Below are 9,923 nucleotides of genomic sequence, written 5' to 3'. Positions count from 1 at the left end.
AAGCCCCAAGGGGCTTCTTGCGCCCGCGGATGTTTGATTAGCGCAAGCGAGACGCATCTAACTTTATCGACCGACCGGCAACCTCGCCCTCAGAGCCAAAACTGAGTTTCCACACAGGCTCGGCCGGGCACTGCCCCAAGCGTCGCATCTCTCTGCCACGGTAGAGCGGCCGCTCGGGTTTCACACGAGGCTGCGCACCCCGTCGTCGATTTCGAGCTCGACCTCGACCTCGCACTCGCACTCGACTGGTACGTTTAGAGGAAGCGCCACGCCGCAATGCGATCCAGGTCTCCAAGCTCTTTCTGCAGGAGCTTCGTTAGGCAACGAGCGCCCGAGAGACCGCAGGTACGCCGGTCTGGTTCGAGATCGGCATCGCCCCTCGACCAGGGCGCGCCGCAAAACATGTCGCCGGATATGCACATTGGGGAGCCCACCATCCGGAAGATCCCACGAAATTCGAACGACACCTTATGCCCGACCACTGGCAACATGCGTAGTTGCGCATTTGCAGCTATCAACGGATGAGGGCGGATGATGACACGAACGGCTAGTTTTTTGATCCTGATGGTCCTTGCTGTACCCATCGCATCGGCGCAAAAGAAAGTCGACCCGATCGAGGCCCAGGTCGAGGCATGTCTTGGCACGCCGGCGGGGCAGACGACGGCGGGCATGACCGACTGTTCACACAAGGCCTACCTTGCGTATGACAGACGCATGAACGACGTGTATCAACGGATCATGCGCAACGCCGATCCGCAATCGCGCATGCTGATCCGCAACGCCCAACGTCAGTGGTTGGCCTATCGCGACGCGCAGCGTCAAGCCTATAACGGTCCATGGCGAGCCGACCGGGGGTCGATGGCGAGCGCCGACATCGAGGCACTCAATGTGGACGCGATCCGTGCGCGGATCGATGAATTGAACTACTACGCTCCTTGATGTGCGCAGATTGGGCTCGGCCCGATTGATGGCCCGAAGCTGACATTTACCGAGAAGCAAACGACTTTTTCGCGAACAGATTGTCTTTGTAGGGTTCAGGCGGGTTCAGGCTTTCGCCGCCGCTGCCGTTATCGATGTAGTAAGCGACGGTGATTCCCGTTACTTGCGGCTTGTGAATGCCGCTGCATGTCACGTGCGGCGGCATCTTTTTCGCCGCCTGTTTGCAGGATTGCGCGAGCAGGTAATTCGCGCCTAAGGCGTGGGCGACCGAACCGACGAGGCGAGGCGAAGTTCCCACTCGATATGGCAGCTCATATGGTGTTGACGGCGTACTACATCAACTGAGCCAGCAGACCGGCGCGTCCTGACTTCGCGTATGGGCGCACCGCAGCTTCCCGCCGTGGGGAGATGGTATTCAGTTTTGTGACAAACCGAACCGATAAGAAAGCCTGTATTGGCTGAATTGGCGCAAGTACTCGTCCGACGACACCCCACAAATCCTTCGACGCGCAGCGGGGACTCCACATAAGCGGCACCACAGCGCTGTTACGTTCTGCAAGAACGGGACAACAAGAAAAGACTGCGCGGGCGAGACGAACGAGGAAATCGTTTCGTTATCAAGGATCGCCGTTCAAACCTGAATCACTTCGGCACGGCATCTGCACTCCCCAAAACCTATCCAGCCTGTCGGCCAATGGCGACAGCGGCTTGAAGGTGATGGCATGTTTAGTGCATGTGTGCTCCGCACGGCAACTCAGCGAAGACGGAATCAAAGGCCAACCAATAGCAGCGTAACAAATCGCTCCTTGACAGCGAAGGGACGGCCTATCCAAGGCAGCACAACAAAAACGGGGAAATCTATGAAATCGACATGGGTGGTGCACGGACTGCTGTCCCCTGGCGGTTGCGCTTCGATCGTTGACGGCTCAACGCAGTTGGTCCTCGTCTGGCCGGCTGTAGAACACGGCCCGCGTCGCACTCCGAGGTCACTGCCCCCTCGCCTCCCCAAAACCTTTCGGAAATCCTGAAAATGAACGACTCGACACGCAGCATGATGATGTACGAAGCTCAGAAAAAGAGTGGCGTGGTGGCCTTTCTGCTTTGGCTCTTTCTCGGTAGCCTTGGCGCGCACCGGTTCTATCTCGGCTTCACCGGCACTGCCGTCCTTCAATTGCTGCTGTTCATCTTCGGTTGGACCACGGCGTTCGCCTACATCGGCGTGTTCCTGTTGCTGGCGCTATACGGGTGGCTCTTTATCGACGTGTTCTGCATTTCCGGAGGCGTGCGAGAACATAACACGATGCTGGCGCAACGGCTTTCAGAGTGAAGCGGTGTGGAATAACTAATCAGGTAAGCCATGGTGCTTTGGCTTGGATACTAAAGATGGACAGCTAGGGCGCTGGGGGCAGAAGGTCCCACGCTAGCTCGAGCGAAGAATTCAAAGTTCTCCGGCTCGAAGCAGTAGTACGACATGGCATCGCTTACGCGCGACAACTTGCTCGCGGCGCATCGCATCCCGCCGCAGCTCATGGGGATCGTGCCAAGCAATACGGGCGGGTTTGGTGCGGCCAACACGGCTGCCGCGGTATTCGGGCGAAATGAAATCGAACCAACGTCGATTCGCGCACCGCAATGACTAGATCGGCGAGGAGATTGTGCGGTTCAACCCGTATTCGATCAGGGTGCCGCGGGTCGCTTAGGCGCAGGGGGGGCGTTCGATGCGGGTGCGTCGAGACTACCGATTGCGTGTGCCGAATGCTCCTCGATAGGTGCTTTCGAACGGCTCTGATCGACCCAGATGGAATGGACACCGCCCTCCCTCCGGGGATGTGAGCCTCATTGAGAGCCCCCAGAACCGAACGGCATCACTGGGTTCCTTCTGCACGCCGTTTGCTAAGCACGACCTCAAGCATTTCGGCCGGATTAAGCTCGCGTCCATCGTACCCGGCGCCGAAGTATTGCTCGGGCCAGAAGATGAGGTCTGAAATCCGGTCATCGCCGGTGTTGAGCGCAAGACATCGGACCCAGTATTCAAGAAGCTCTTGGTTTCCGCGAACCTCGCAGACGGCATCAAACAACTCCAGAAGCTCCGGCTCTGATAGGTCCATTGGAGCGGCATGCCAGTCTATTGCCAGCCGTCTCGCAAACCCGTCGGCATCCGTGGAACCGAACGCACCGAGAACATCGATTTGACCGACGACGCGACCAAGCAATCGAGAAATCCGCTTCAACTCCTCAACGTACCCGCGTCCGCTCTCATGCAGGTGAAACACGGCCTTGGTCAGCGGCAGCAGTTGCTGGAGCTGTTTCCGGTCAACGGGTCACGCAGTTCAGGTCGCATAAGTACTCTGGTGGCTTAGCAGTGAGTGGGAGAGAAGCTGGCGATGCTGGCCGCGTAGATTCCGGCTGCACGATGGAAGTGATAATTGTTAGCGATTTTGGCGTTCTCGTCGAACGGCCGATTGTGGCCGATACTGTTTGCAAGGACTTCCCCTAATGCTGGACACCGGGCTTCCTGCCCGCATGCTTTTCTCTCAGGTTTCCTGGTTAGCCGATGCGCCAGCAGCGTCAACCCCGTGGCTCAATGCCGGTCATGCGAAAACCCGCAGATGTGATCAGGTCGGCCCACTGCTCGTTGTCGATTTCGCAACCTATATCATGGCCGTCGGCATATTCCGCGTACCTGACGACAAAGAGCTCACGCCTGCGGTCGGCTTTCGGCGCCTGTTCGCCATGCGATGATGCTGGCCGCTGTCGTTTCCTTTTCGGTGAATAGTCTGCTCAGCCCAATCACGACAAGTCGGTCTCCCTCGTCGTTCTCCCACACCGAGTTAAGCGGAGGGCGCAGGACACTCATGTCTTGACTCCTGTTGATTATCTGGATGAACCCGGGCACGCGGAGCGGCACATGGCATGCGGCGTTATCGAACCGCAGTATGTTCGTCTAACCTCGCAAGGACGTTATGCGAGAGTCGTGCCATTCGCTGAAGATTCACGCCTGATATCGGTTGCCTGCGCCAAGGCGCTTGCGGCGAATACGCTTAAGTTCCGAAACGTTTCCTCGCTGAAACAGCGCCTCTTGCGACATTGGTGTGCAAGACTCCTTGGCGTGGCAAACACGATGCGGCGAGGCAATTGCGAGCCGCCGAATGAAGTTGGAGTATGTTTGCTACGCAACGGAAGTGAGCTCAATCCTGACAATACGCAAATCCCATTGCACTTGAAGCAGCCGGCCGCGAGACCTATGAGTACGGCGACATGGAATTGAAAGAAAGACATAGAGCGGTCACAGGAATGCACTTTGCGGTGACGGGCCAGCGCATCGCCCAAGCTGGCTCAATATTGAGACGATCATATGTGTACGGGCTCCGTTACCGATCCGCATCGGAATATGTTTTGTGTGAGCTGAGCGCACTGTGCGACCGAGCCGCCTCGCGCTCGCGACGCACGGCCGCGCAGTCAGTCGAACCGAGGTGGACGCCCCAACGCTGACCGGAGTCACTCCCACCGGCTTTCCATCGCCCGGTGACGCGTTTAATTTGCGCCTGCAAACGCTTGTCTGCCAAGGCCGAACGGATGTCAGCACGCGTCGACGCAGCGGGTGACACATTTATTGACGCAACGCAAAGAACCGATCGCCAGTTATGACCTCCGCATGTACCCTTCGGGGCTGCACAGCCAGGGCAAGCGGTAGGAAGAATGATTACGCGCTTCGGTGACTCGAGGCGGAGTTGGCAGCAGCCGTGGCCAAAGACGTTTGCGGGTCTTTACCCATCCTTTTCCGCGAGCCTTCCTACTTCGAGGCTGTGTCGAAGTGTACAAGAATGAAATCATGGGCTTCGATGCCCGCTGGCCACGACCGGAAAAGTGATCATGAAGCGCATCTATCTCATGCTGCCGATCCACTATGCAGGCAGACGATCACCCACCCACGCTCGTGCACAGTTTGGCAATCACACAAAACTGGCGGAAGCGATGGAATTCTTGCTTGGCTTGGCAATAGGGACGTCTTTGGGCGCCAGTCTCGGCGTGTTCGTCGTGGCGTGGCTTTGGGCGTGCAAGGACGAGGGCAGCAGGCACGACTACGCGAAGCCAGACTGATCGGCGTTGGGTGAAGGCCTATACGCGCCCTGTACTGTTCGCCAGATGGGCGGCTTGGAATGTTTCGTCCGCAAAAATAAGCTAGGATTTGCAGTAACTGGTCATGTCGGTGCTGTGGGAGCACGATGGCATAGCGTTGAGGGCGGTCGCCGAGCGAGTGTTCCTGGACTCCGCCACGCTTACCCCACTTCTTAAACGTCTGGAAGCGGCCGGGCGCGTCAATCGTTCACGCGAATCCACTGACGAACGGCAGGTGCTGATTACCCGGGACGAAGATGGGAGAGCGCTCAAAGCAGCGGCCGCAATCATTTCGACGACTGCCCTGAGAGCTACCGGCATCAACCGTCAGTCATTTTAACATTTGCGGGCTGATCTGATTCGATTACGCCGTAGCCTTGACATCGCCATCTGATGTCGTGCACTGACGAGCAATGTCGTCTGCTTCGAGGGAATGAAGGGCGCAGACTTAACTTGCCGCTCCAACGTTGCCTAATAACGGAGTCACCATGAATACAAAGAGTCCGCCTACCGATTCCCGCCCACGCAGGACTGTTCCGAGCGGATCGTCCTCATCGACCCTCACTTATCACCGAGCGGAAGTTAAAGGTGTCGGCGTCTTCTATCGAGAGGCGGGGCCCAAAGACGCACCAACCATCGTGCTTCTTCACGGGTTTCCGTCGTCGTCGCGGATGTTTGATAGCCTCATTCCGCTGCTCGCGACACACTACCACCTTATCGCACCGGACTATCCTGGCTTCGGCCACAGCGACGCACCGCCGCCTTCGCAGTTCGCCTACACGTTCGATCACCTCGCCGAGACGATCGATGGCCTACTCGAACAGCTTCGCATCGACCGTTACAGCTTTTATCTGCAGGACTACGGTGGTCCGATCGGATTCCGAATCATGCTGGCACATCCCGAGCGTCTTGAAGCGCTAGTGATCCAGAACGCCAATAGCCACGAGGAAAGTCTCGGGCAAAAGTGGACGGCCATCAAGGAGTACTGGGCGGATCCTGCCGCGCGTCCAGAAGTGTTCACCGCGTTCACATCGTTCGAAAGTACAAAATATCGTCACGACGGTGAGAGCCCGAACCCCGAACGCTACAGCCCGGACACCTGGACGGACGAGTACGCGTTTCTCAATCGTCCGGGCCAGTCTGACATCCAGGCCGCGCTGCTTTATGACTACCGTACGAACGTGGCGGCCTATGGAGCCTGGCGAGAATGGATGAAAACGCAACAGCCTCCCGCGCTCATCCTGTGGGGACGCTACGACAGATCCTTCATTGCGGCCGGAGCTGCTGCCTACCAGCGTGATTTGCCAAATGCGCAAGTCCATCTGCTCGACGCAGGCCACTTTGCACTTGATGAAAAAGTGGATGACATAGCGGCACTGATGAACGAGTTTCTCGACGCGTTCTATCTGCGACAAGCGGATGAATGACCATCGACTCCGGGCATTGATCGGGCACGCCAGCACCGGCGATTGGTTGCTGACTGACTAACCGCGGGAAGTCGGCGCGGATGCCGGCGGCATGCTTGAGGTGCGCGCCGAGCGTCCAATGCAGCACCAGTGAGAACTCAGTTCAGGGGTATCAGGTAGCTGGACTGGTCCCGCCAATGTGAGGGCTTGGCCACTGAAAGGTCTGCACCCAGCAAACAAGTCCACAAATTATCTGGCGCAAGTCCCGAGAAGACAGCTTGCAGCTTATCAGCAGACGTTCACCGGCCCAACCCGAAAGGCCCTTCTTGGCCGAACTCGGGCCGACACCTGATCGGCTCAGGACGACCCGCAACGGACCGTCGGACAGATGCGATCAGATCGGCTTTTGAAGGGTCGCGTCTGCCGCAGCTCCGATTGGCCGAGCGCGCCGCTGCGCCAGCGAAAGCCGGGCGCCGGGCGGCCTGCGCACCAAAGCGGCAAGCGTCGACGTACCGATGTCGCTGCCACCTTTCCCCTGAAGCCGTGTCCCGTCCGCCTAACGGAATCCGTAGGCGAGCACCTTTTTGCCCTCGAAACTGATTTGCACCGCTTCGGAGCATGGGTTCCCACACGTGCCATCGACGGTGGGAGGCGCAGCAGCGAAGGGGACCGTCTCACTGGTCATCTCGCCGATCACCAGTGTCGCATCCGACGAGATAACGATATTCACAACGAGCACCACGCCTGCGGGACTCGCTTTCGTGCCGTAGTTGATCGTCATCGTTCCCGTGCAATCGCTGTTCACGTTGTAGGTGCCGAACTGAACGGAATTGAAGGCGCCGCCCGATTTTGGCAAGCCGCCGATATTGCCCGCATCGTTTCGCGTGAAGTTGCCGTTGGCGTCGAAGTTGACGACGGCGACATCGTTGAGCAGCAGCCGAGACTTTGCGTAGTGAACCGCACCATCCGTGCCGATGATGCCGAGTATTTCGCCTTGAGCGCTGAATCCATACAGGCCTCTCAGCGTTTCGTTGGAACAGATGGGGCCTTTGGCATGCGCCGCACCGCTCAACGACAGAAGGGTGGCCGCAACGGCCGCCGCACAGGTCAAACTTTTGCTTTTCATGTTCATCTCCTTGTCACCGACCACGGGCGCTTCGCAGGGTGTGCGTGATGTCAAGGCGCTTGCACAGGCACAAAGCGTCCGGCAGAGGCTGGCCAGCGGCGGCGCACCGCGCCGCTCACGTTGACCTGTTTCATTGTGGTCAGAAGCGCGAGCCTGTGCCATCGACAGAACATGAAGAAATCGTTAACCATGCGTCGACGGTATGTGGCAAAAGTCACGCGAAACACGCAGGGCGGCGCACATCGCCCTAGTCGCCCGCGCCAGCCCCCGACCCGCGAGTGAGGCGCGCGTGGAGACGATGGAACGCGCTTCGTCAGGTACCGGACCTGCTCGCTTGACGGCAGCACTCGTAAGTGGCCGTCATGTTTCCGCTCGGCCTCAGCCTCGTAGACGGTGCGCAAGTTTGTTCGAACATTTGGAATAGACGCGGTATCGGACGCTCGCGCTGATAATTCGAAAGGCTTATCGTGGGCCATCCCGCCTGACGCGGTCGGCCGTAGCCGTTAAGGGTTATTCGATGCCTGCCATCGGCCACAGGAATGTGACGGTGGCTCAGCGCGTGTTGGCAGGCGTCGAATAGGCCTCGATGGAGGAAACCGCGGAGTGCCCCGATGCGGTTGGAGCTTCGCGGCTATGGCGATTGATCGGTCCGGATGCCCAGCGGTGCCAGATGCGACGCGGCCAGGCGGGATGCCTGATGGGCGCTGACGCAGTGATGAAGCGGTGCCGTGGCGCAATTGTGGTGGCGAAGCGGACGTGCGAGGGCCTGTGCGAAGCGACACGCGCAAACGTCCGCTCGTGGGCCGCGTTGCCGCAGAGCCGACGTTCGACAGGCAGATCGAAGGACCGTTGCGCTCATGTCTGACTCCGGCGCATTGGCGGTGCGCGGATCGGGGCGCAGCGCGCGAGGATGTCGATGACGATCATCGGTGCGCCGCAGTGCCGGCAGATGAAGACGGGGCGGGGCTGGATGACGGCGTCGTCCGGTGACGGGCTGATCTCGGGTGCGACGTGCAGCAGATCGCGCACCTTCGCGAGATTGGTGCGGCGCACCGGGTTGGCGAGCAGTCCGTAGTGACGGATGCGATGGAAGCCACCGGGCAGCACATGGAGCAGGAAGCGGCGCAAGAATTCGCCGGTTTCGAGGGTCATGGTCTTGTAGCGGGTGCGTCCCTTCGCACGGTAGTCCTTCCAGCGGAACGTCACGCCACGCTCATCGAAGGCGACCAGGCGCTGGTTGGAGATGGCGACGCGGTGTGTGTAGCGTGAGAGGTACTCGAGCACCGCTTCCGGTCCGGCGAACGGGCGCTTGGCGTAGACCACCCATTCGCAGGTACGTAGCGGCGCAAGCCACCGGGCAAAGGTAGCGGGATCAGCGAGCCCGGTGTATTCGCCGAAGAACTGCAACTGGCCGCGCCGGTGTGCGTCTGCGAGTGCTTCGAGGAAGCGGCGCCGGAACAGGCGCGAGAGCACCCGCACGGGCAGGAAGAAGCCACGCCGGCACGCAATCCAGCGCTCGCCATCGGGCGAGAGTCCGCCGCCGGGTACGATGCCGTGCACGTGTGGATGATGCGTGAGCGCCGAGCCCCAGGTGTGCAGTACGAGCGTGGCGCCGATCTGGGCGCCAAGATGCCTGGGATCCCCGGCGATCGTGCGCAGCGTGTCGGCGGCGATGTCGAGCAGCAGCCCATAGATGACCCGCTTGTTGTACCAGGCGATCGCACTGATGGGCGCGGGCAGCGTGAAGACGACGTGGAAGTACTCGACGGGTAGCAGATCGGCCTGGCGTGCCTCCAGCCAGCGGTGTGCGGCGCTGGCCTGACACTTCGGGCAATGCCGGTCCCGGCACGAGTTGAAGGACACCTCTGTCCTTGCGCAGCCTGAACAGCGCAGCACATGTCCGCCCAGTGCCGCCGTGCGGCACCGTTCGATGGCCGACATGACCTTCAGCTGCCCCAGGCTCAGGTGTATCGTGGTCCGCCACGCTGGCCCGTGGCTGCGGAAGATGTCCGCAACCTCCAGCATGAGGCGCTACAGCGCGCGGGCCTACTCGGAGGGCAGACGGTCCAGCGGACTGGTGACCTCGTGCAGCAGGTCGGTGGCCACCTGGACGTAGAGCGCGGTGTTCTCGAGCTTCGCATGGCCGAGCAGCACCTGGATCACGCGGATGTCCACCTTCTGTTCAAGGAGGTGTGTCGCGAAGCTATGTCGCCTATGTCTTCAAAGACATAGGCGGCACTATCTTCCCTTCCGGACTATGTCTTGTAAGTCCAGAATGTTCCGCTTTTTGAGGCAGATAGTCGAAACCAGATAGAGATAGTCTGGGCTCCTTC

Annotated in this window: 10 protein-coding genes and 2 pseudogenes; 7 read left to right on the top strand and 5 right to left on the bottom strand. The window is 59.6% G+C overall.

Going from position 1 to position 9,923, the window contains the following annotated elements; all coding sequences use genetic code 11:
- The first annotated feature begins 531 nt into the window (after positions 1-531).
- Entirely contained in the window at positions 532-939 is a 408-nt protein-coding gene (locus FSO04_RS43900) for a lysozyme inhibitor LprI family protein (protein ID WP_154567576.1), read from the top strand.
- A 46-nt stretch (positions 940-985) separates the two neighbouring features.
- Here the strand turns inward: FSO04_RS43900 and FSO04_RS43895 are convergent, their stop codons facing one another.
- Positions 986-1,237, bottom strand: a complete 252-nt coding sequence (locus FSO04_RS43895; RefSeq protein ID WP_154567575.1) for a hypothetical protein — start codon at positions 1,235-1,237, stop codon at positions 986-988.
- Positions 1,238-1,969: 732 nt separating this feature from the next.
- Between FSO04_RS43895 and FSO04_RS43890 the strand changes: the two genes are divergently transcribed.
- Entirely contained in the window at positions 1,970-2,266 is a 297-nt protein-coding gene (locus FSO04_RS43890) for a TM2 domain-containing protein (protein ID WP_054033873.1), read from the top strand.
- A 138-nt stretch (positions 2,267-2,404) separates the two neighbouring features.
- Positions 2,405-2,579 (top strand): annotated as a pseudogene (locus FSO04_RS43885) (phage portal protein); the annotation flags it as partial.
- 225 nt (positions 2,580-2,804) lie between these two features.
- On the opposite strand, the gene FSO04_RS43880 reads toward FSO04_RS43885, so the two are convergent.
- Positions 2,805-3,212, bottom strand: coding sequence for a hypothetical protein (locus FSO04_RS43880; protein ID WP_154567573.1), 408 nt, complete (start codon positions 3,210-3,212; stop codon positions 2,805-2,807).
- A 223-nt stretch (positions 3,213-3,435) separates the two neighbouring features.
- Here FSO04_RS43880 and FSO04_RS43875 point away from each other — a divergent pair, with 223 nt between their 5' ends.
- The 4 genes from FSO04_RS43875 to FSO04_RS43860 all read left to right on the top strand — a co-directional run bounded on the left by FSO04_RS43875 (position 3,436) and on the right by FSO04_RS43860 (position 6,485).
- A complete protein-coding gene (locus FSO04_RS43875; protein WP_154567572.1) occupies positions 3,436-3,681 on the top strand; it encodes a hypothetical protein in 246 nt (81 codons plus the stop codon).
- A gap of 1,131 nt (positions 3,682-4,812) precedes the next feature.
- Entirely contained in the window at positions 4,813-5,040 is a 228-nt protein-coding gene (locus FSO04_RS43870; protein ID WP_154567571.1) for a hypothetical protein, read from the top strand.
- 103 nt (positions 5,041-5,143) lie between these two features.
- Entirely contained in the window at positions 5,144-5,398 is a 255-nt protein-coding gene (locus tag FSO04_RS43865; protein ID WP_154567570.1) for a transcriptional regulator, SarA/Rot family, read from the top strand.
- 148 nt (positions 5,399-5,546) lie between these two features.
- The gene (locus tag FSO04_RS43860) at positions 5,547-6,485 is read left to right on the top strand and encodes an alpha/beta fold hydrolase (protein ID WP_154567569.1); all 939 of its coding nucleotides are present in this window, start codon (positions 5,547-5,549) and stop codon (positions 6,483-6,485) included.
- A 535-nt stretch (positions 6,486-7,020) separates the two neighbouring features.
- On the opposite strand, the gene FSO04_RS43855 is transcribed toward FSO04_RS43860, so the two are convergent.
- The 3 genes and pseudogenes from FSO04_RS43855 to FSO04_RS43845 form a co-directional block, all read right to left on the bottom strand.
- The gene (locus FSO04_RS43855; protein WP_154567568.1) at positions 7,021-7,590 is read right to left on the bottom strand and encodes a hypothetical protein; all 570 of its coding nucleotides are present in this window, start codon (positions 7,588-7,590) and stop codon (positions 7,021-7,023) included.
- An 855-nt stretch (positions 7,591-8,445) separates the two neighbouring features.
- On the bottom strand, positions 8,446-9,615 hold the full coding sequence (locus tag FSO04_RS43850) for an IS91 family transposase (RefSeq protein ID WP_154567567.1): 1,170 nt from the start codon (positions 9,613-9,615) through the stop codon (positions 8,446-8,448).
- 21 nt (positions 9,616-9,636) lie between these two features.
- A pseudogene (locus tag FSO04_RS43845) lies at positions 9,637-9,801 on the bottom strand (tyrosine-type recombinase/integrase); the annotation flags it as partial.
- Positions 9,802-9,923 lie beyond the last annotated feature (122 nt).

The organism is Paraburkholderia madseniana (assembly GCF_009690905.1).
GTDB classification, from domain to species: Bacteria; Pseudomonadota; Gammaproteobacteria; order Burkholderiales; family Burkholderiaceae; genus Paraburkholderia; species Paraburkholderia madseniana.
The sequence above is the reverse complement of the archived record's forward strand: the minus strand, read 5'-3'. Positions and strand labels throughout refer to the sequence as shown.